The sequence below is a fragment of the Micromonospora siamensis genome (genome assembly GCF_900090305.1).
GTDB lineage: Bacteria > Actinomycetota > Actinomycetes > Mycobacteriales > Micromonosporaceae > Micromonospora > Micromonospora siamensis.
Genome location: NZ_LT607751.1, coordinates 5,493,242 through 5,513,090, shown reverse-complemented (window position 1 = coordinate 5,513,090; position 19,849 = coordinate 5,493,242). Strand labels below are relative to the sequence as shown.

The window sequence follows — 19,849 nt, the reverse complement described above, 5'->3', positions numbered from 1 at the left end:
TGACACACCCGTTTTGGGGGTCGGAGAAACCTCCGCCAGCGGGTAACGTCGGGTCCGGATGCTTCGCCGGTTCGGCCGGCGGGTAACGGATCGAGACGGACGGGCGCTCGGCGTCCGCGGGTCAGGGCCGGCGTACCGGCCGATGAGTGCAGGGAGAACGTAGGTGGCACGGATCGGTGACGGCGGCGACCTACTGAAGTGCTCGTTCTGCGGCAAGTCGCAGAAGCAGGTCAAGAAGCTCATCGCGGGCCCCGGGGTCTACATCTGCGACGAGTGCATCGATCTCTGCAACGAGATCATCGAGGAGGAGCTGGCCGAGTCCGGCGAGGTGAAGTGGGAAGAGCTTCCCAAGCCGATGGAGATCTGCCAGTTCCTCGACAACTATGTGGTCGGCCAGGACCAGGCCAAGAAGGCGCTCGCGGTCGCGGTCTACAACCACTACAAGCGGATCCAGGCCGAGGCGGCCGGCGCGCCGGGTTCCGGCAGCGACGCCGTGGAGCTGGCCAAGTCCAACATCCTGCTGCTCGGCCCGACGGGGTGCGGCAAGACCCACCTGGCGCAGACCCTGGCCCGGATGTTGAACGTCCCGTTCGCGATCGCCGACGCCACCGCCCTGACCGAGGCGGGCTACGTCGGTGAGGACGTGGAGAACATCCTCCTCAAGCTGATCCAGGCCGCGGACTACGACATCAAGCGCGCCGAGACCGGCATCATCTACATCGACGAGGTCGACAAGATCGCCCGTAAGTCGGAGAACCCGTCGATCACCCGGGACGTCTCCGGCGAGGGCGTGCAGCAGGCGCTGCTGAAGATGCTCGAGGGCACGGTGGCCAACGTGCCGCCGCAGGGTGGGCGCAAGCACCCGCACCAGGAGTTCATCCAGATCGACACCACCAACGTGCTGTTCATCTGCGGTGGCGCCTTCGCCGGGCTCGACCAGATCATCGAGGCCCGCACCGGCTCCGGTGGCACCGGCTTCGGCGCCCGGCTGCGGTCCATCTCGGACCGCTCCACCGACGACATCTTCAGCCAGGTGATGCCGGAGGACATGCTCAAGTTCGGGCTGATCCCCGAGTTCATCGGCCGGCTGCCGGTGATCACCAACGTGCGCAGCCTGGACCGGTCGGCCCTGGTGCGGATCCTCACCGAGCCGCGCAACGCCCTGGTCCGGCAGTACCAGCGCCTCTTCGAGCTGGACGGTGTGGAGCTGGAGTTCGAGCAGCCGGCGCTGGAGGCGATCGCCGACCAGGCCATGCTGCGCGGCACCGGCGCCCGCGGCCTGCGCGCCATCATGGAGGAGGTCCTGCTCTCCGTGATGTACGAGGTGCCGAGCAACCCGGATGCCGCCCGCGTGCTGATCACCCGTGAGGTGGTCCTGGAGAACGTCAACCCGACGATCGTGCCGCGCGAGTTCACCGGCCGACGGGCCCGCCGGGACCGCGAGGAGAAGTCCGCCTGACCTGCTGCACCGAACGCGCCCGGGGGTGATCCCCGGGCGCGTTTCGCGTGTGCGGTCCCATCGGGTGCCGACGCCGCTCCCGGCCCACCGGGTCATCGGTGGTGTCGGGCGTCCGAGGCTGTCGCAAGCCGTCGTCCGGCCGTACCCTGGGCGTCATGCGCGTCGCCGTCTGCCAGCTCAACGCCCGCGACGACCGGGCGGCGAATCTCGCCGCCGCGGAGGCGCTGCTGGACCGCGCGGCGGCCGCAGGTGCCGACCTGGCCCTCCTTCCCGAGTACGTCGACTACCTCGGCCGGGAAGCAGGCCTGCCCGCTCCGGAGGGCGTCGACGGCGTGGTGGGCACCTTCTTCGCCGAGACCGCCCGGCGACTCGGCATCTGGGTGATCGCCGGCTCCTTCCACGAGGCGGGCCCGGACCCGGACCGCACCTGGAACACCTCGCTGGTGTTCGACCGCACGGGCGCGCTCGCCGCCAGCTACCGGAAGATCCACCTGTACGACGTGGAGATCCCCGGCCGGGTGTCCTATCGGGAGTCGGCGACGGTCGCCCCCGGTGACCAACCGGTCGTGGTCGACGTCGAGGGGCTCCGGGTGGGCCTGTCGATCTGCTACGACCTGCGCTTTCCCGAGCTCTACCGGGAGCTGGCCACCAGTGGGGGAGCGGAGCTGCTGGTCGTCCCGGCCGCGTTCATGATGCACACCGGGCGGGACCACTGGGAGGTCCTGCTGCGGGCCCGGGCGATCGAGAACCAGTGCTTCGTCGCGGCGGCCGGTCAGACCGGCGACCACGATCCCGGCCGTACCTGTTTCGGGCGCAGCATGGTCGTCGACCCGTGGGGAACCGTGCTGGCCCAGGTGCCCGACGGCTCCGGACTGACGGTGGTGGAGCTCGACCTCGACCGGCTGCGCACCATCCGGGCCGAGTTGCCCAGTCTGGCGAACCGGCGCCTGACCTCCGCCTAGACCTGGAGCAGCACGCCCACCAGGGTGAAGCCGGCGATGGCCGCGGCGGTCACCAGCAACGCGGTGGTCATCCGGGATCGTCCGCGCCGGGCCAGCCGTCCCACCGACAGCACCAGTACGACGAGCACGAAGCCGCCGATCACCAGCTGCCAGAACGGCAGCAGCAGGCCGAGCAGGGCATCCTCGGCGAGGTTCGTCGCCGGTGGCACGGGCGCGGAATCCATGTCTGACACTCTGGCACGCTGTTGCCGCCGGCGGCTTCCATGCGCGCCGGAGGTTGCGGAACGAGGCCGCCGACCGGGTGCCGGGGCGGCGCCGGTTCACCCCGTCGACACACCGCGTGAGCCCAGAGATCAACGTTGATTTGCCTTCTCCCGGCCGCCCGCGTAACTTTCTCTCTGCAAGCGCGAGGCCGGACAAACCGGCCGAGAGCAGGCACCAGGCCGGTGGCGGGAATGCCGAACCGGGCTGAAGAGCTGGGCGGTGCGAGACACTCCGGACGCCGGAGTTGCGATCGCGAAGCCGACCGGGTAGAGTGCTGAAGCCGGCAGGGAGCCGGGCGGATGGCTGCGAAAGCGGCGATCGGCCGGTCTGCCGCTTCCCACGACAGAAACGACCGCCGGGTACGGCGTGCGTCAGCGTGGATCGGACCGCACCAAGTTGATCGCCTCGGACACGAGGTTGACAGCGAGGAACGGACCGGGTAAGTTAGAGAGGTTGCCCCGGACGGGGGTTCTACGGAATGTAGGGCTTCTGGATGGTGTGTGGTTGTTCTTTGAGAACTCAACAGGGTGTTTGATAAGCCAGTGCCAATTATGATTTATACCCCGGACTGGTTGAGGGCTTCGGTTCTTGGCTGGTTGGGATTCCTTTGGCAACACTTTTGTTGCCGGGATGGATTGTTCAACAAAGTTTTTGTTGGAGAGTTTGATCCTGGCTCAGGACGAACGCTGGCGGCGTGCTTAACACATGCAAGTCGAGCGGAAAGGCCCTTCGGGGTACTCGAGCGGCGAACGGGTGAGTAACACGTGAGCAACCTGCCCTAGGCTTTGGGATAACCCCGGGAAACCGGGGCTAATACCGAATATGACCTTTCCTCGCATGAGGTTTGGTGGAAAGTTTTTCGGCCTGGGATGGGCTCGCGGCCTATCAGCTTGTTGGTGGGGTGATGGCCTACCAAGGCGACGACGGGTAGCCGGCCTGAGAGGGCGACCGGCCACACTGGGACTGAGACACGGCCCAGACTCCTACGGGAGGCAGCAGTGGGGAATATTGCACAATGGGCGGAAGCCTGATGCAGCGACGCCGCGTGAGGGATGACGGCCTTCGGGTTGTAAACCTCTTTCAGCAGGGACGAAGCGTAAGTGACGGTACCTGCAGAAGAAGCACCGGCCAACTACGTGCCAGCAGCCGCGGTAAGACGTAGGGTGCGAGCGTTGTCCGGATTTATTGGGCGTAAAGAGCTCGTAGGCGGCTTGTCGCGTCGACCGTGAAAACTTGGGGCTCAACTCCAAGCCTGCGGTCGATACGGGCAGGCTAGAGTTCGGTAGGGGAGACTGGAATTCCTGGTGTAGCGGTGAAATGCGCAGATATCAGGAGGAACACCGGTGGCGAAGGCGGGTCTCTGGGCCGATACTGACGCTGAGGAGCGAAAGCGTGGGGAGCGAACAGGATTAGATACCCTGGTAGTCCACGCTGTAAACGTTGGGCGCTAGGTGTGGGGGGCCTCTCCGGTTCCCTGTGCCGCAGCTAACGCATTAAGCGCCCCGCCTGGGGAGTACGGCCGCAAGGCTAAAACTCAAAGGAATTGACGGGGGCCCGCACAAGCGGCGGAGCATGCGGATTAATTCGATGCAACGCGAAGAACCTTACCTGGGTTTGACATGGCCGCAAAACCTCCAGAGATGGGGGGTCCTTCGGGGGCGGTCACAGGTGGTGCATGGCTGTCGTCAGCTCGTGTCGTGAGATGTTGGGTTAAGTCCCGCAACGAGCGCAACCCTCGTTCGATGTTGCCAGCGCGTTATGGCGGGGACTCATCGAAGACTGCCGGGGTCAACTCGGAGGAAGGTGGGGATGACGTCAAGTCATCATGCCCCTTATGTCCAGGGCTTCACGCATGCTACAATGGCCGGTACAATGGGCTGCGATACCGTGAGGTGGAGCGAATCCCAAAAAGCCGGTCTCAGTTCGGATCGGGGTCTGCAACTCGACCCCGTGAAGTCGGAGTCGCTAGTAATCGCAGATCAGCAACGCTGCGGTGAATACGTTCCCGGGCCTTGTACACACCGCCCGTCACGTCACGAAAGTCGGCAACACCCGAAGCCGGTGGCCCAACCCTTGTGGAGGGAGCCGTCGAAGGTGGGGCTGGCGATTGGGACGAAGTCGTAACAAGGTAGCCGTACCGGAAGGTGCGGCTGGATCACCTCCTTTCTAAGGAGCACCATCCAGCGAAAGCTGGTATGGAGCCCGCACCGTCCGAATGTGGCGGTGGGGTGCTCGATGGCGGAGACACTGGCCAGTTTTTCCTCGGCAACGGTCGGGGGCGCCTAGTACAGCCACTTCGGTGGTGGGAACGGTTTGCCTTCGGTGCGGCTGAGGAGGAGCGCAGAACACCCTGTTGGGTCCTGAAGGAACAACCGTTGGTTGTCTTTCAGAGCCTTGATGATGAGCGGAAGCTTGTCGAGGCGCCAGGCACGGCCTGGCCTTGCAAACCGTGATCCTGTGTGGGTCGTAGGTGTGGGGCTGTTCGGGTTGTGGGTTGGTCGTTTGTTGAGAATTGCACAGTGGACGCGAGCATCTTTGTGGTCAAGTTGTCAAGGGCGAACGGTGGATGCCTTGGCACCAGGAGCCGATGAAGGACGTGGGAGGCCGCGATAGGCCTGGGGGAGCTGTCAACCAAGCTGTGATCCCAGGGTGTCCGAATGGGGAAACCTGGCACCAGTCATGTGGTGTCACCTGCACCTGAACACATAGGGTGTATGGGGGGAACGCGGGGAAGTGAAACATCTCAGTACCCGTAGGAAGAGAAAACAATTTAGTGATTCCGTGAGTAGTGGCGAGCGAAAGCGGATCGAGGCTAAACCGGCTGCGTGTGATACCTGTCAGGGGTTGCGTGGTCGGGGTTGTGGGACCCTGCTAGACAAGCTGACACTTGTCTGAGGAGTTACAAAGTCAGTGGCTAGCCGAATGGTGTGGAAAAGCCAACCGTAGACGGTGACAGTCCGGTACGTGAAAGTTGCTGACCTTCTGTGGGTGTTCCCGAGTAGCGGCGGACCCCTGAAATCTGCCGTGAATCTGCCAGGACCACCTGGTAAGCCTAAATACTTCCTGGTGACCGATAGCGGACGAGTACCGTGAGGGAATGGTGAAAAGTACCCCGGGAGGGGAGTGAAATAGTACCTGAAACCGTTCGCCTACAATCCGTCGGAGCCTTGCGGGGTGACGGCGTGCCTTTTGAAGAATGAGCCTGCGAGTTAGTGGCATGTGGCGAGGTTAACCCGTGTGGGGGAGCCGTAGCGAAAGCGAGTCTGAATAGGGCGCTCTTGAGTCGCATGCTCTAGACCCGAAGCGGAGTGATCTAGCCATGGGCAGGCTGAAGCGCGGGTAAGACCGCGTGGAGGGCCGAACCCACCAACGTTGAAAAGTTGGGGGATGACCTGTGGTTAGGGGTGAAAGGCCAATCAAACTCCGTGATAGCTGGTTCTCCCCGAAATGCATTTAGGTGCAGCGTCGCGTGTTTCTTGCCGGAGGTAGAGCACTGGATGGTCTAGGGGGCCCACAAGCTTACCGAAATCAGCCAAACTCCGAATGCCGGTAAGTGAGAGCGCGGCAGTGAGACTGCGGGGGATAAGCTTCGTAGTCGAGAGGGAAACAGCCCAGATCACCAGCTAAGGCCCCTAAGCGTGTGCTAAGTGGAAAAGGATGTGGGGTCGCATAGACAACCAGGAGGTTGGCTTAGAAGCAGCCACCCTTTAAAGAGTGCGTAATAGCTCACTGGTCAAGTGGTTCCGCGCCGACAATGTAGCGGGGCTCAAGCACACCGCCGAAGCTGTGGCATTCACATTTTAACCTCGTCGGGTCTTGATATCCGGTGCAGGTGTGTGGATGGGTAGGGGAGCGTCGTGCCGGGGGTGAAGCAACGGGGTGACCTAGTTGTGGACGCGGCACGAGTGAGAATGCAGGCATGAGTAGCGAAAGAAGGGTGAGAAACCCTTCCGCCGGATGACCAAGGGTTCCAGGGCCAGGCTAATCCGCCCTGGGTGAGTCGGGACCTAAGGCGAGGCCGAGAGGCGTAGTCGATGGACAACGGGTTGATATTCCCGTACCCGCGAAAGAGCGACCCTGACGAACCTCGTTGTGCTAACCACCCAAACCATCCAAGACCTTCGGGTTGAGGGTGGGGAGCGTGGGAACCTGGCGGGTAGTAGTCAAGCGATGGGGTGACGCAGGAAGGTAGCTGAGCCCGGCCGGTGGTTGTGCCGGGGTAAGCGTGTAGGCCGTACCGTAGGCAAATCCGCGGTGCACATAGGCTGAGACGTGATGCCGAGCCGATTCAGGTGAAGTCAGTGATCCTATGCTGCCGAGAAAAGCCTCTAGCGAGTTCTTAGCGGCCCGTACCCCAAACCGACACAGGTGGTCAGGTAGAGAATACCGAGGCGATCGGGCGAACTGTGGTTAAGGAACTCGGCAAATTGCCCCCGTAACTTAGGGAGAAGGGGGGCCGGAGACGTGAAGCCCCGCGCGGGTGGAGCGTTGTATGGCCGCAGAGAGCAGGGGGAAGCGACTGTTTACTAAAAACACAGGTCCATGCGAAGAAGTAATTCGATGTATATGGACTGACGCCTGCCCGGTGCTGGAACGTTAAGGGGACCTGTTAGCCCGTAAGGGCGAAGCGGAGAACTTAAGCGCCAGTAAACGGCGGTGGTAACTATAACCATCCTAAGGTAGCGAAATTCCTTGTCGGGTAAGTTCCGACCTGCACGAATGGCGTAACGACTTCCCCACTGTCTCAACCACAGGCCCGGCGAAATTGCATTACGAGTAAAGATGCTCGTTACGCGCGGCAGGACGGAAAGACCCCGGGACCTTTACTATAGCTTGACATTGGTATCTGAATGAGCTTGTGTAGGATAGGTGGGAGCCGGTGAAGTCCATACGCCAGTATGGGTGGAGGCAATCTTGAAATACCACTCTGGTTGATTTGGGTATCTAACTTCGGACCGTTATCCGGTTCAGGGACAGTGTCTGGTGGGTAGTTTAACTGGGGCGGTTGCCTCCTAAAGGGTAACGGAGGCGCCCAAAGGTTCCCTCAGCCTGGTTGGCAATCAGGTGTTGAGTGCAAGTGCACAAGGGAGCTTGACTGTGAGACTGACAGGTCGAGCAGGGACGAAAGTCGGGACTAGTGATCCGGCACTGGCATGTGGAAGCGGTGTCGCTCAACGGATAAAAGGTACCCCGGGGATAACAGGCTGATCTTCCCCAAGAGTCCATATCGACGGGATGGTTTGGCACCTCGATGTCGGCTCGTCGCATCCTGGGGCTGTAGCAGGTCCCAAGGGTTGGGCTGTTCGCCCATTAAAGCGGTACGCGAGCTGGGTTTAGAACGTCGTGAGACAGTTCGGTCCCTATCCGCCGTGCGCGTAGGATACTTGAGAAGGGCTGTCCCTAGTACGAGAGGACCGGGACGGACGAACCTCTGGTGTGCCAGTTGTCCCGCCAGGGGCACGGCTGGTTAGCTACGTTCGGAAGGGATAACCGCTGAAAGCATCTAAGCGGGAAGCTCGCTTCAAGATGAGGTATCCCACCACTCTTTGAGTGGGTAAGGCCCCCAGCTAGACGACTGGGTTGATAGGCCGGAACTGTAAGCCCGGTAACGGGTTCAGGTGACCGGTACTAATAGGCCGAGGACTTGACTACGAAGCTGCTACGCGTCCACTGTGCAACTCTGAACAACCGAACACCCCACGAGAGTGTGTTTGACATGTTCATAGAGTTACGGCGGTCATGGCGGAGGGGAAACGCCCGGTCACATTCCGAACCCGGAAGCTAAGCCCTCCAGCGCCGATGGTACTGCACTCGGGAGGGTGTGGGAGAGTAGGACGCCGCCGGACAAACATTCCATTCAGGGCCACCCCATCCGGGGTGGCCCTGAATGCGTTTCCGCTGTTGCCGGAGTACGCCCGCGGTGCGGGCGTACCGGGGTCAGCGGGTCTGCATTCCCGCACGCATCTGCCGGAAGAGCGAGCCCGCGTCGTCGACGGTGCGGCCGGGGAACATCGCCATGGCGACGCTGCCGTGGTCCGCCCAACCGCAGATCGCGAAGTCCCCGCCGTCGCCCTCGGTGGTCCCGCACTTCATCACGCCGCCCAGGTCGCCGGCGTCCACCGCCCGCAGCCCGCCCACCTTGCCGGTCTCGTCGGCCATCAGACCGAACAGGCTGTCCAGGTCCCGCTCCGGCTGCCAGAGCAGGGTGGTGCCGCCGAAGACCAGCACCGAGCGGCCGGCGCCGGCCGCCGGCGTACCCCCGGCGTTCGTCTTCTCGCGGTAGACGGTGCCGAAGCTACGGTCCAGGTCGATGTCGGCGGCGAAGCCGCTACGCAGGTAGTCGGCGGTGTTGAGGGCCCGCTCGCTGTCGTCGCGCTCCAGCCCGGCGAGGCGGGCCGGCGTGTCCACCCGGGTGTCCTTCTCCCGCAGCACCTGCCAACCCCAGACGCCCGAGGCGACCACGCCCACGGTCAGCACCGCACCGGCTACCCCCAGGGCCACCCGGCGACCGCGGGACCGGGGACGCCGGCCGTACTCCTCGGGATCGCGGTGGCTCAACCGGATGGGCTCGTCGGTCAGCTCGATCGGCTCGGGTCCCCCGTCGAGCGGCCGCTCGGTGAGATGCGCGTCGGACATGTTCGCCACCGTACGCGAACAGGAGGTGGCGCACGTCGGGTCCGCGGAAGCGCTCCGTAGACTTTCAGGGTGACCGAGAGACTGGATGCCCGACGCCCCGACGTCCCGACCCTTGCCGGCCAGTACCAGCCCGGCGAGGTAGAGCAGCGACGGTACGAGCAGTGGGTAGCCGCCGGCCACTTCCGGGCGACGGCGGACAGCGACAAGCCCCCCTTCACCATCGTCATCCCGCCGCCGAACGTCACCGGCTCGCTGCACATGGGCCACGCCCTCGACCACACCGTGCAGGACGCCCTGGTGCGCCGCAAGCGGATGCAGGGCTACGAGGCGCTCTGGCTGCCCGGCATGGACCACGCCGGTATCGCCACCCAGAACGTGGTCGAGCGGCAGCTCGCCGGCCAGGGGCTGTCCCGGCACGACCTGGGCCGGGAGAAGTTCGTCGAGCGGGTCTGGCAGTGGAAGGCCGAGTCCGGTGGGGCGATCCTCGGCCAGATGCGCCGGCTCGGTGACTCCGTCGACTGGGACCGCGAGCGCTTCACCATGGACGAGGGCCTGTCCCGGGCCGTGCAGACCATGTTCAAGAAGCTGTACGACGACGGGCTGATCTACCGGGCCAACCGGATCATCAACTGGTGTCCGCGCTGCCTGACCGCCCTGTCCGACATCGAGGTGGAGCACAGCGACGACGAGGGCGAGCTGGTCTCGATCCGGTACAGCGACGACGTGGTGGTCGCCACCACCCGGGCCGAGACGATGCTCGGTGACACGGCCGTGGCCGTGCACCCGGACGACGAGCGCTACAAGCACCTCATCGGCACCGAGGTGGCCGTCCCGCTGACCGACCGGCGGATCCCGATCGTCGGCGACGAGCACGTCGACCCGACCTTCGGCACCGGCATGGTGAAGGTGACCCCGGCGCACGACCCGAACGACTTCGAGATCGGCCAGCGGCACGACCTGCCCGCCCTGACGATCATGGACGAGCGTGGTGTCATCACCGCCCACGGTCCGTTCCAGGGCCTGGACCGGTACGAGGCCCGCCCGGCGATCGTCGCCGCCCTGCGCGAGCAGGGCCGGATCGTCGCCGAGAAGCGGCCGTACCTGCACTCGGTGGGGCACTGCTCGCGGTGCCGGACCACCGTGGAGCCGCGGCTGTCGCTCCAGTGGTTCGTCAACACCGCCCCGCTGGCCGAGGCCGCCGGCGACGCCGTCCGCGACGGCCGGGTGAAGATCGAGCCGGCGGAGCTGGCCAAGCGTTACTTCGCCTGGGTCGACAACATGCACGACTGGTGCATCTCCCGGCAGCTCTGGTGGGGCCACCGCGTCCCGGTCTGGTACGGCCCGGACGGCGAGATCGTCTGCGTCGGCCCGGACGAGGCGCCGCCGACCGGCGCGGGCTGGCGGCAGGACGAGGACGTGCTGGACACCTGGTTCTCCAGCGGCCTGTGGCCGTTCTCCACGCTCGGCTGGCCCGAGCGCACGCCGGACCTGGCCAAGTTCTACCCGACCAGCGTGCTGGTCACCGGCTACGACATCCTCTTCTTCTGGGTCGCCCGGATGATGATGTTCGGCCTGTACGCCATGGACGGGGTGCAGCCGTTCGACACGGTGGCCCTGCACGGCATGGTCCGCGACGAGCACGGCAAGAAGATGTCCAAGTCGTTCGGCAACGTGGTCGACCCGCTGAACTGGATCGACCGGTACGGCGCCGACGCCACCCGCTTCACCCTGGCCCGGGGCGCCAACCCGGGCGGTGACGTGCCGGTCAGCGAGGACTGGTGCCAGGGCTCCCGGAACTTCTGCAACAAGCTCTGGAACGTCACCCGGTTCGCGCTGATGAACGGCGCGCACACCGAGGGTCCGCTCCCGGAGGCCGGCACCCTGTCGACCGTCGACCGGTGGATCCTGTCCCGGCTGGCGCACGTCACCGCCGAGGTCGACGAGCAGTTCGAGGCGTACGAGTTCGCGAAGGTCTGTGACCTGCTCTACCACTTCGCCTGGGACGACGTCTGCGACTGGTACGTGGAGCTGAGCAAGCCGGTGCTCGCCGAGGGCGGCGCGGGGGCCGACGCCACCCGCCGGGTGCTCGGGCACGTGCTGGACCAGCTGCTGCGGCTGCTGCACCCGGTGATCCCGTTCGTCACCGAGGAGCTGTGGATCGCGCTGACCGGCGGCGAGACGATCATGACGGCCGCCTGGCCGGCGGCCGACCGTACCGGAGTCGACGACGCCGCGGAAGGCGAGGTCGGCACCCTCCAGCGGGTGGTGACCGAGATCCGGCGGTTCCGCTCGGACCAGGGCCTGCGGCCCACCCAGCGGGTGGCCGCCCGGCTCGACGGACTGGCCGTGGCGGGGATCGCGGCGCACGAGCCGCTGATCCGTTCCCTGGTCCGCCTCGACGCCCCGGCCGACGACTTCCAGGCCAGCGCCACCCTGGCCATGCCCGGGGAGGTCAGCGTCGAGCTGGACACCCGGGGTTCGATCGACGTGGCGGCCGAGCGGGCCCGGCTCACCAAGGACCGGGCGGCTGCCGAGAAGGAGGCCGCGCAGGCCCGCGGGAAGCTCGGCAACCCGGCGTTCGTCGGCAAGGCCCCGGAACCGGTGGTCGCCAAGATCCGTGAACGGCTGGCGGTGGCCGAGGCGGACCTGGTCCGCATCGACGCCGCCCTGGAGGCGCTCGCATCGTGACCGACCCCACCGACCGTAGTGAGTTCGCCGCCGTCGACGCCGAGCTGGCCGCTCGGGGCTTCACCCGGATGGCATTCGAGCTGGAGAAGATCGAGTCCCTGCTCGACCTGCTCGGCAGCCCGCAGCGGGCGTACCCGTCGATCCACCTCACCGGGACCAACGGCAAGACCTCCACGGCCCGGATGATCGACTCGCTGCTGCGGGCGTTCGGGCTGCACACCGGCCGCTACACCAGCCCGCACCTGGAGACCGTCCGGGAGCGGATCGCGCTGGACGGCGAGCCGGTCGGCGAGGAGCGCTTCGTCGCGACGTACCGCGAGGTGGCGCCGCTGGCCGAGCTGGTCGACCAGCGCTCGGCGGAGCCGCTGACCTACTTCGACATGACCACCGCGCTGGCGTTCGCGACGTTCGCCGACGCGCCGGTGGACGTTGCCGTGGTGGAGGTGGGCCTGGGCGGGGCCGAGGACGCCACCAACGTGCTCCAGGCCGGGGTGGCGGTGCTCACCCCGATCGGGCTGGACCACACCGAGTGGCTGGGCGACACCCTGGAGGACATCGCCCTGCACAAGGCCGGGATCATCCACAAGGGGGCCACGGTGATCGCCGCGGCCCAGGAGGAGGAGGCCGCCCGGCCGATCCTGGAACGCTGCGCCGAGGTCGGCGCGACCATCGCCCGGGAGGGATCCGAGTTCGGCGTGCTGCGCCGGGCGGTCGCCGTCGGCGGCCAGGTGCTCACCATCCAGGGCCTGGGCGGGGTGTACGAGGAGATCTTCATCCCGCTGCACGGCGCCCACCAGGCGCAGAACGCGGCCGTGGCGCTCGCCGCCGTGGAGGCGTTCCTGGGGGCGGGCGCGAAGCGACAGCTCGACATCGAGGCCGTCCGCGAGGGCTTCGCCGCCACCAGCTCCCCGGGGCGGCTGGAGAAGGTCCGCAACGCGCCGACCATCCTGCTCGACGGGGCGCACAACCCGCACGGGATGGCCGCCACGGTCACCGCGCTGCAGGAGGAGTTCGCGTTCAGCAAGCTGGTAGGGGTGCTGGCCGTGCTCGGCGACAAGGACGCGGCGAGCCTGCTGGAGCTGCTCGAGCCGGTGCTCGACTCGCTGGTGGTCACCCGGAACACGTCGCCCCGGGCGATGCCGGTCGAGGAGCTGGCCGAGCTGGCCCGGGAGGTCTTCGGGCCGGAGCGGGTGCAGGTCGCCGAGGAGATGCCGGACGCCATCGAGCTGGCCGTCGCCGAGGCCGAGTCCGACGTGCCGGGCGAGATCGCCGGGGTCGGGGTGCTGATCACCGGTTCGGTGGTGACGGTGGCCGACGCGCGTCGGCTGTTGAAGCGATGACCGGCCCGGAGCCGGACCGGCTCGGTCCGGGCACCGCCCCGGAGGGCTCGGGGCCGGGCGCCGGCGTGCCCGGACCGGACGCCACCGGCGGCGGGGACGGGCCGGGCAGCGGGGACGGGCCGGGGGAGCGGCGCTCCGGGCTGCGGAACCCGGCGAAGGCGGTACGCGGCCTCGGCGCGGGGACGCTCGCCCTGGAGGCGCTGGTGCTGCTGCTCGCCATCCAGCCGATCCGGGTGGTCGGCGGGAACCTCAGCGGCGCGGCGATCGGCGCGATCGTCGCGCTGGCCGTCGCCTGCGTGGTGCTGGCCGGGCGGATGGGCCGGCCGTGGGCGTGGAACGCCGGCACCGTGCTCCAGGGCCTGCTGATGCTCTCCGGCCTGCTGCACTGGTCGCTGCTGGTGCTGGGCGTCATCTTCGCCCTGGTCTGGGCGTACGCGCTGCACGTGCGCAAGGTGATCCTGGGCTGAGCGGTCGCCCGGTCCGGGGCCAGACCGGGCGCCGCCGGTCAGGCGTCGGCGAGGGACCGCCACTGGGTGAGGGCGATGCCGTGGCCGTCCGGGTCGCGGAACGCCGCCGCCCAGACCTCCAGCTTGGCGCCCCGGTTGACCACCCGCGGGGCGTAGGTGAAGCGGACGCCCGCGTCGCGCAGGCGTGAGTACGCCGCCTGGATGTCGTCGACGTCGAGGTTGACGTGGACCAGCCGGCGGCTGATCGGGGCGGCGCCGGTCACCTCCCGCAGCACCAGCCGGGTCGGCCCGGAGACCAGCACGGCGTTGCCGGTGCCCCGGTCGAGCTCCTCGAAGCCCAGCATGTCCCGGTAGAACTCCAGGGAGCGGTCCAGTTCGGTGACGAGCAGGGTGATCCCCACCCCGTTGATCGGCGCGCCCGCCTCGGCCTGCCCACCCGCCGGGTCGTAGCCGAAGATCGCCTCGTCGAGCTCCTCCGGGGTGGGGGGCTCCTCGTCCACCGGCCCGTCCAGCGGGACGTCGATCGGGTCGACCGCCATCGTGTCGCGTTCCTCCACCGGCGGGCGGGGGGACGGCGCGGCCCGCCGGGGCAGCGGGTTCGCGGCCACCGGATCCACCAGGGTGCCCTCCAGCACCACCGGGCCGCCCGGCCGCTGGTGCATCACCACCGGCGCGCGCTCCTCCGACACCAGCGTCACCTCGTCGTCGAGGAGCGGGTCGGGCGCGGGCGGGTAGTCGTCGCGGAAGTCGTCCTCCGGGCCGCGGTCGGCCCACGGGGGTGCCTCCTGCGCGATGAGCACCTCGTCGATCGGGTCGGCCATGGCGAACTCGGGTGGCAGGTCGGCCGCGGCGGCGCTCTCGGCGTGGGTCGGCACCTCGTCCCAGAGGACGCGGACGTGCCGCTGGTCGTCCAGGGCCACCCGGATCGGCAGGGACTGGCCGAGCGACGGCCACTTGGCCACCGGCACCCGCGGCTCGATGATCTTCTTGGACCGGGGCGGCAGGCCCGGCGCGTCGATCACCAGTTGGAGTTCGCACCGGCCGAAGGCGTACTGGGTGGGGGGCTCGGAGGCGCTGTGCACGTGACCGACGCCGACCACCCACGTCCGTCCGCCGCCCTTCACGGTGGCCAGCGCGATCGCCAGCACCAGCAGGGCCACCCCGAGCGCGACGATCGCCCAGCTCGGCATGCCCAGACCGAAGAGCACCACGAAGGTCGCCACGGTGCCGAGCACCGCGCCGACCAGCTTGCGTACCGGTGCGATGGACCGGCTCCCGCCATTCGCCACAGTGGACCTCCCAGGGGTCAGGGCCAGGCTAGGCCGGAGCGGCGCCGTAGGGGAAGCACAGCCGCCGCGCCGACGCCGGGACCGGGTCGCTAGGCTGACGTTACCCAGCCAGACCGTCTTCCGCGCACAGGAGGAACCCAGCGTGTCCAGCAGCAGCCCGGACGACCGGACGCTCGTACTGATCAAGCCCGACGCCGTACGCCGCGGTCTGGTCGGTGAGATCGTCACCCGCTTCGAGCGCAAGGGCCTGCGGATCGACGCCATGGAGACCCGGACGCTGGACGGCGACTTCGCCGACCAGCACTACGCGGAGCACGTCGACAAGGCGTTCTACCCGCCGCTGAAGGCGTTCATGACCGGTGGTCCGCTGGTCGCCCTGGTGCTCTCCGGTGACCAGGTCATCGAGGTGGTCCGCGGCATGATCGGCAGCACCGACGGCCGGAAGGCCGCCGCCGGGACCATCCGGGGCGACCTTTCCCTGTCCAACCGGGAGAACCTGGTGCACGCCTCCGACTCCGTGGACAGCGCCAAGCGCGAGATCGCGCTCTGGTTCCCGCAGCTGGGCTGAACCCACCGTCGACGGCCCCGCCCCCGTCGCCGGGAGCGGGGCCGGCGCATGTCACCAGCCGGTGACCCGGCCCAGCTTGGCCGGGTTGGCCACCAGGTACAGGTCGGTGATCCGGCCGTCGGTGGCGGCCACGGCCAGCGTGTACCGGACACCCGACGGCCAGCTCACCACCAGGGCCGGGCCGCCGTTGAGGGTGGCCGGCGTGGCGCGTACCCCGGGCCGCCGGGCGTGGATGCCGGCGAAGAACCGCACGACGCGGTCGGCGCCGTGCACCGGCCTGCGGGCCGCGCTGACCCGGCCGCCGCCGTCGGACCAGGCGGTGGCGTCGGCGGCGACCAGGCCGGCCAGGCGGGGCAGGTCTCCGTCGCGCGCGGCGGCGAGGAAGGCGTCCAGCAGCCGCCGCTGCTCGGCGGGGCCGGCGGTGAAGCGTCGCCGGCCTTCGGCGATCCGGGCCGCCGCCCGGTGGTGCAGCTGGCGGCAGTCGGCCGCCGAGCGGTCCAGGATGTCGCCGATCTCGGCGTACGGCAGGGCGAAGGCGGTGTGCAGCACGTAGACCGCCCGCTCCGGCGGGGTGAGCCGTTCCAGCAGGTGCAGCAGCGCGGTGGAGACGCTTTCCCGCAGCTCCGCGGTGTCCAGCGGCCCGAACGGCGATGGATCGGTCGGCACCGGCTCGGGCAGCCACGGCCCGACGTACGTCTCCCGGCCGCGCCGTCGGGCCCGCAGCCGGTCCAGGGCCAGCCGGGTGACCACCCGCGACAGGTAGCGGCGGGGCTCGGCCACGTCGTCCCGGTCCACCGCCAGCCAGCGCAGGTACGCCTCCTGGAGCACGTCCTCGGCGTCGTCCAGGCTGCCCAGCAGCCGGTACGCCAGCCCGAGCAGCATCGGGCGGTGCGCGGTGAGCGCACCGGCCGCCTGCGCTGCCGGACCGGTCACTCGCCGGTCGGTGGGGCCGTCCGGCTGGTCACCGCGATCCGGTTCCACACGTTGATTGTGGCGATGGCGACCACCAGGTCGGCCAGCTCCTTCTCCGACCAGACCTTCACGGCCGCGTCCCACACGTCGTCGGGTACGCCGTGCTCACCCAGTCGGGTGACCGCGTCGGTCAGCGCCAGCGCGGTGCGCTCCCGTTCGTCGAAGAAGGGCGCCTCCCGCCAGGCCGCGACGGCGAAGAGCCGCCGGCTGGACTCGCCGGCGCCGAGCGCCTCCCGGCTGTGCATGTCCACGCAGAACGCGCAGCCGTTGAGCATCGACGCCCGCAGCTTGACCAGCTCGAGCACCGTGTGGTCGACGTTCGCGCGGGCGTACTTCTCCAGCCCGAGCACCGCCTGGTACGCCTCCGGCGCGACCGCCGCCATGTCGATCCGACTCATCGGGCTCCTCCTCGGTTCGGTTTCCCGCCCACACGACGTCCACCGCACCCCCGACCGTGACACCCCACCCCTGTGACCCCGCCCACCCCGGCCCGAACCCCAGCCCCGACCGGGGATTGTTGATCATGAAGTTGGCGGCAGTTATGGAGATCCGCATCGCCGCCAACTTCGTGATCAACGGGGTGGAGTGGGGTGGGGCGTGTCAGAGGGTGTCGAGGGAGGCCCGGCGGCGGGACTCGGCCTCGAAGACCTTGAGCAGGACGGCGGCCAGGAGGGCGTAGCCGGCGCCGACGGCCAGCTCCGCCGTCAGGTCCGGCAGGGCGGCGGTGAGGCCGTCGCCGGCGGCGAGGCTGCGCGCGGCCCGGGCGGCGTGGGTGATGGGAAGCACCTCGCCGACCGCGCGCATCCAGCCCGGTAGCCCGGCGGCGGGCACGTTCACCCCGGTGAGCAGGAGCAGCAGCGCCACCGAGACGTTGGAGATCACCCAGACGTCCCGGAACCGCAGCCCGAGCGCGCCCAGGGTCAGCCCGAAGAATCCGCAGGCCAGCGAGCCGACGGCCAGGGTGAGCAGCAGGCCGGGCAGGGCCGGCGGCGGCACCCGCAGGCCGAGCAGTAGCGAGCCGACGGTCAGCGTGCTGACCGCGATCAGCAGGCCGTTGCCGGCGTACGGGAGGACCCGGCCGAGGAACACCGCGGTGCGGCTGCGCGGCGAGAGCAGCACGTGCCCGAGGGTGCCGAACCGCCGCTCGTTGGCCACCGCCATGGTGCCGCCGAACACGCAGGACAGCGAGGCGGCGAGCACCGCGTTGCCGACGATGTAGAACCGGTCGTCGGCGACGCCGAGCTGGCGGCCCAGGTAGGCGAAGAAGAGCAGCTGGAAGATCGGCCCGACCAGCAGCGAGCCGATGAACATCGCCGGGGTGGTCCAGTTGAACAGGGCCCGGTAGGCGATCACGCCGCCCACGCCGATCAGCCGGAACAGTGCCGTCATGGTCGCCTCCTCAGGCCAGGGCCAGGGTCGCGGCGGCGCGGGCCCGCCGTTCGACGTGGGTCATCGTGACGGCGCCGACGAGCAGGCAGCCCAGGCTGATCGCCAGGCAGATGCCGAGCGAGGGCCAGACCGGGCCGCCGGTGGCCGCCTCCCGGACCGCCCGGGCGCCCCAGGTGGTCGGCAGGGCGGCGGCGACCGGGCCGGTCCAGCCGGGCAGCACGGTGAGCGGGACGAGCATCCCGGAGACCAGCCAGATCGGATATTCCAGGGTGTTGGTCAGCGCGTTGGCGTTGCGCATCAGCACGAACGTCGAGGCCAGCAGCAGCCCGAACATGCCCAGGCCGAGGATGCAGCCGGGGACCGCGACCAGGAAGAGCAGCGGGTGGGCGAAGTCGAGCGGGATGCCGTACAGCAGCCGGCCCCAGAGCAGGGTGGCGAGCATGGCGTACGTGCCGGTGACGGCGGTGGCCAGCGTGATCGGCAGGATCATCAGCGCGGGCGGGCGGGGCGCCAACATGATCATCTCCAGGGTGCCCTGCCAACGTTGCCGCTGCACGGCGCCGCCGGAGCCGAAGAGCACCGACGACCAGACCCCCATCAGTCCCGCGCCGACCGCCGCCTCCAGCAGCCGGCCCGAGTCGCCGCCGGCCCGGAAGAGGTGGACCGCCAGGGTGGCCTGCACCACCGGCACGACCAGCGCGGTGGCGATCTCGAACCCGGAGCGGCTGAGCTGCTTGGTGTGCAGCACCACGCCGACCGCGATCATGCGCAACAGGCTCATGGGACCAACGCCTCGACCGGCCGGGACGGCGCGGCCGCCCGGTTCACGATCGCCACGTACGCGTCCTCCAGGGTGGGCTGCCGGGCGGTGACCCGGCCCAGCCGCACCCCGTCCAGCTCGCGCAGCACGTCCGCCTGCACGTCCACCCCCGCGTCGGACTGCACGGTCAGCAGCTGGGCCGCCCCGGTGACGGTCACGCTCGCCTCGCGTACCCCGGGCAGCACGTGGATCGCCGCGAGCCGGTCGTCACCCACCCCGTACGCCTCGACCTCCAGCACCTGCCGGCCGTCGGCGTGGTGGCGCAGCTGCGCCGGCGTGCCGAGGGCCTGGATGGTGCCGTCGGCGATCACCGCGATCCGGCCGCAGAGCTCGTCGGCCTCGGCCATGTAGTGCGTGGTGAGCAGCACGGTGGTCCCGGTGGACGCCAGGTCGGCGACCGTCTGTCGCAGCTCGCGGGCGGCCACCGGGTCCACCCCGATGGACGGCTCGTCGAGGAAGAGCACCCGCGGCCGGTGCAGCAGCCCCCGGGCGATGTGCAGCCGCTGCCGCATGCCCCGGGAATAGCCCTCGACCCGCTCGTCCTCCCGACCGGCCAGCCGGACCAGCTCCAGCAGCTCGGCGATCCGGGTCTTCTGCTCCCGCCCCGGTACGCCGTACAGCTCGGCGAAGTAGCGCAGGTTGTCCCGGGCGGAGAGCCGGTCGTAGAGGCCCCGGTCGCCGCCGAAGACGTACCCGATCCGCCGGCGTACCTCCCGGGTGTCGGTGACCACGTCGTGGCCACAGATCCGGGCGGTGCCGGCGGTCGGGATGAGCAGTGTGTTCAGCAGCTTGATGGTGGTGGTCTTCCCGGCGCCGTTCGGTCCGAGCAGGCCGAACAGCTCCCCGTTGCCGACCGTGAGGTCGACGCCGCGGACCGCTTCCACCTCCCGGCGCTGGGGTCGTAACCATCCCGTCCGGCTGCGGTAGGTGCGCCGCAGCCCGGCCGCCTCGATCGCGTACTCGCTCATGGTCGCTGAATCTAGGGACGGCGGGCG

At 68.4% G+C, this 19,849-nt stretch carries 14 protein-coding genes and 3 rRNA genes; 9 read left to right on the top strand and 8 right to left on the bottom strand.

Annotation, left to right across the window (positions count from 1 at the left end; translation table 11 throughout):
• Positions 1 to 163 precede the first annotated feature (163 nt).
• Together clpX and GA0074704_RS25085 are read left to right on the top strand one after the other, a co-directional pair.
• On the top strand, positions 164 to 1,459 hold the full coding sequence (clpX, locus tag GA0074704_RS25090; protein ID WP_088972764.1) for an ATP-dependent Clp protease ATP-binding subunit ClpX: 1,296 nt from the start codon (positions 164 to 166) through the stop codon (positions 1,457 to 1,459).
• Positions 1,460 to 1,614: 155 nt separating this feature from the next.
• Positions 1,615 to 2,421 (top strand): carbon-nitrogen hydrolase family protein, encoded by an 807-nt coding sequence (locus tag GA0074704_RS25085; RefSeq protein WP_088972763.1) that lies wholly within the window; start codon positions 1,615 to 1,617, stop codon positions 2,419 to 2,421.
• Here GA0074704_RS25085 and GA0074704_RS25080 read toward each other — a convergent pair.
• Entirely contained in the window at positions 2,418 to 2,645 is a 228-nt protein-coding gene (locus GA0074704_RS25080; RefSeq protein WP_377471863.1) for a hypothetical protein, read from the bottom strand. The genes GA0074704_RS25085 and GA0074704_RS25080 overlap by 4 nt on opposite strands.
• A 691-nt stretch (positions 2,646 to 3,336) precedes the next feature.
• On the opposite strand from GA0074704_RS25080, the gene GA0074704_RS25075 reads away from it, so the two are divergent.
• From GA0074704_RS25075 to rrf, 3 genes are all read left to right on the top strand, one after another.
• Positions 3,337 to 4,851, top strand: a 16S ribosomal RNA gene (locus GA0074704_RS25075).
• A gap of 373 nt (positions 4,852 to 5,224) precedes the next feature.
• Positions 5,225 to 8,337 (top strand): 23S ribosomal RNA (locus GA0074704_RS25070).
• 77 nt (positions 8,338 to 8,414) lie between these two features.
• Positions 8,415 to 8,531, top strand: a 5S ribosomal RNA gene (gene rrf, locus GA0074704_RS25065).
• Together the 16S, 23S and 5S rRNA genes form the textbook arrangement of a ribosomal RNA operon.
• A gap of 91 nt (positions 8,532 to 8,622) precedes the next feature.
• Here the strand turns inward: rrf and GA0074704_RS25060 are convergent.
• Entirely contained in the window at positions 8,623 to 9,321 is a 699-nt protein-coding gene (locus tag GA0074704_RS25060) for a hypothetical protein (protein WP_088972761.1), read from the bottom strand.
• A gap of 69 nt (positions 9,322 to 9,390) precedes the next feature.
• Between GA0074704_RS25060 and GA0074704_RS25055 the strand changes: the two genes are divergently transcribed.
• The 3 genes from GA0074704_RS25055 (at position 9,391) to GA0074704_RS25045 (ending at position 13,816) form a co-directional block, all read left to right on the top strand.
• Positions 9,391 to 12,009: a valine--tRNA ligase gene (locus tag GA0074704_RS25055; RefSeq protein WP_088972760.1), complete on the top strand. Its 2,619-nt coding sequence runs from the start codon at positions 9,391 to 9,393 to the stop codon at positions 12,007 to 12,009.
• A gap of 68 nt (positions 12,010 to 12,077) precedes the next feature.
• Complete coding sequence (locus GA0074704_RS25050; protein ID WP_231926955.1) at positions 12,078 to 13,349, top strand: bifunctional folylpolyglutamate synthase/dihydrofolate synthase; 1,272 nt, start codon at positions 12,078 to 12,080, stop codon at positions 13,347 to 13,349.
• A complete protein-coding gene (locus GA0074704_RS25045) occupies positions 13,346 to 13,816 on the top strand; it encodes a DUF4233 domain-containing protein (protein WP_231926680.1) in 471 nt (156 codons plus the stop codon). The genes GA0074704_RS25050 and GA0074704_RS25045 overlap by 4 nt, the downstream gene beginning before the upstream one ends.
• Positions 13,817 to 13,854: 38 nt before the next feature.
• Here the strand turns inward: GA0074704_RS25045 and GA0074704_RS25040 are convergent, their stop codons facing one another.
• Positions 13,855 to 15,105, bottom strand: a complete 1,251-nt coding sequence (locus GA0074704_RS25040; protein WP_088972758.1) for a VOC family protein — start codon at positions 15,103 to 15,105, stop codon at positions 13,855 to 13,857.
• 142 nt (positions 15,106 to 15,247) lie between these two features.
• On the opposite strand from GA0074704_RS25040, the gene ndk reads away from it, so the two are divergent.
• Entirely contained in the window at positions 15,248 to 15,673 is a 426-nt protein-coding gene (ndk, locus tag GA0074704_RS25035) for a nucleoside-diphosphate kinase (protein WP_088972757.1), read from the top strand.
• 51 nt (positions 15,674 to 15,724) lie between these two features.
• Here the strand turns inward: ndk and sigJ are convergent, their stop codons facing one another.
• The 5 genes from sigJ to GA0074704_RS25010 all read right to left on the bottom strand — a co-directional run bounded on the left by sigJ (position 15,725) and on the right by GA0074704_RS25010 (position 19,822).
• On the bottom strand, positions 15,725 to 16,606 hold the full coding sequence (sigJ, locus tag GA0074704_RS25030) for an RNA polymerase sigma factor SigJ (protein WP_088973962.1): 882 nt from the start codon (positions 16,604 to 16,606) through the stop codon (positions 15,725 to 15,727).
• Positions 16,603 to 17,043, bottom strand: a complete 441-nt coding sequence (locus GA0074704_RS25025) for a carboxymuconolactone decarboxylase family protein (RefSeq protein ID WP_088972756.1) — start codon at positions 17,041 to 17,043, stop codon at positions 16,603 to 16,605. Before GA0074704_RS25025 ends, sigJ begins: the two co-directional genes overlap by 4 nt.
• A 202-nt stretch (positions 17,044 to 17,245) precedes the next feature.
• Positions 17,246 to 18,034 carry an ABC transporter permease gene (locus GA0074704_RS25020; protein ID WP_088972755.1) on the bottom strand — a complete coding sequence of 263 codons (789 nt, stop codon included), beginning with the start codon at positions 18,032 to 18,034 and terminating at the stop codon, positions 17,246 to 17,248.
• Positions 18,035 to 18,044: 10 nt separating this feature from the next.
• Positions 18,045 to 18,815 (bottom strand): ABC transporter permease, encoded by a 771-nt coding sequence (locus GA0074704_RS25015; RefSeq protein WP_088972754.1) that lies wholly within the window; start codon positions 18,813 to 18,815, stop codon positions 18,045 to 18,047.
• A complete protein-coding gene (locus GA0074704_RS25010; protein WP_088972753.1) occupies positions 18,812 to 19,822 on the bottom strand; it encodes an ABC transporter ATP-binding protein in 1,011 nt (336 codons plus the stop codon). The genes GA0074704_RS25015 and GA0074704_RS25010 overlap by 4 nt, the downstream gene beginning before the upstream one ends.
• Positions 19,823 to 19,849 lie beyond the last annotated feature (27 nt).